Origin of the sequence: Actinoalloteichus spitiensis RMV-1378 (genome assembly GCF_000239155.1) — a bacterium.
Taxonomy (GTDB): Bacteria; Actinomycetota; Actinomycetes; order Mycobacteriales; family Pseudonocardiaceae; genus Actinoalloteichus_B; species Actinoalloteichus_B spitiensis.
The window spans coordinates 1-1,071 of sequence record NZ_AGVX02000613.1; the positions used below are offsets into that span (position 1 = coordinate 1).

Annotated in this window: 2 protein-coding genes; both read right to left on the reverse strand. The window is 74.6% G+C overall.

Annotated features, from left to right (window positions below; all coding sequences use genetic code 11):
* Positions 1-46: 46 nt before the first annotated feature.
* A complete protein-coding gene (locus tag ACTIDRAF_RS0222655; protein WP_016700994.1) occupies positions 47-937 on the reverse strand; it encodes a branched-chain amino acid ABC transporter permease in 891 nt (296 codons plus the stop codon).
* On the reverse strand, positions 934-1,071 hold a 138-nt coding region (locus ACTIDRAF_RS35610), incomplete at its 5' end, for an ABC transporter ATP-binding protein C-terminal domain-containing protein (RefSeq protein ID WP_483446991.1). The genes ACTIDRAF_RS0222655 and ACTIDRAF_RS35610, both read right to left, overlap by 4 nt.

The window sequence follows — 1,071 nt, forward strand, 5'->3', positions numbered from 1 at the left end:
GTGGGGGCGGGGCGCGGTGGGGGCCGTGGTGTCGGCGACCGCCGGTTCAGACACGGGTGGTCTCCTTCGCTCCGAGCAGACCGTTCGGGCGGACCAGCAGCACCAGCAGCATGATCAGGTAGGGGGCGACGTCACCCAGCGACTGGCCGAGTTCGCCCAGGTGGGCGCGGTAGCCGGTGACGGTGGCCTCGGTGAGGCCGATGAGCGCGCTGCCCACCAGGGCACCGGGCACCGAGGTCAGGCCGCCGAGCACGGCGGCGGGGAACGCGGCCAACGCGACCTGCCCGGTGGCCCGGTCCAGGCCCGGGGTGGGGAAGGCGGCGAGGAAGACGGCGGCGACGGCGGCCAGTGCCCCGGCGACGCACCAGGCGCTGACGCGGACGCGGCGCAGCCGCACCCCCATCAGGGCGGCGGCCTCCCGGTCGGATGTCACCACCCGCAGCGACAGGCCCCACCGCGACCAGCGGAGCAGGGCGAACAGGGTCGCAATGAGGACGACGGCGACGACCACCGAGGCGATGCGGGACTGGGCGATGACCGTCCCGCCGAGGTGCACGACACCGGTTCCCCACGGGTCGCCGAGGGCGAGGACGTCGGAACCGATCAGCCGGGACAGTTCGGCCAACAGCAGGATGTCGACGCCGATCGTCACGATCGTCAGCACGTGGGCCTGGCCGATGTGCCGCCCCCTGGCGCAGACGAGGTCGACGAGTCCGGCGCCGGCGGCGGTGACCGCCACGGCGACGACGACCGCCGCGAGGAAACCCCAGTGCGGGTGCAGGACGGCCGTCAGGTAACCGCCGAGCAGCAGCAGCGAACCGTGGGCGAAGTTCATCACCCCGGACACGGTGAACACGACGACGAACCCGACGGCGATCAGCGCGTACACCGAGCCGAGTGCCACCCCGTTGACGAGGATGTCCGCGACGCCGCTCATCTGGGGTCCTCCGGCGAGGTCGTGGCGGCCGCCGTCGCGGGGCCGGCGGCGGACGCGGGGGCGGGGGCGCCACCGAGGTAGGCGGCGATCACGGCGGGGTCGCCGCGCACCCGCTCGGGGGGCCCGGTGGCGAC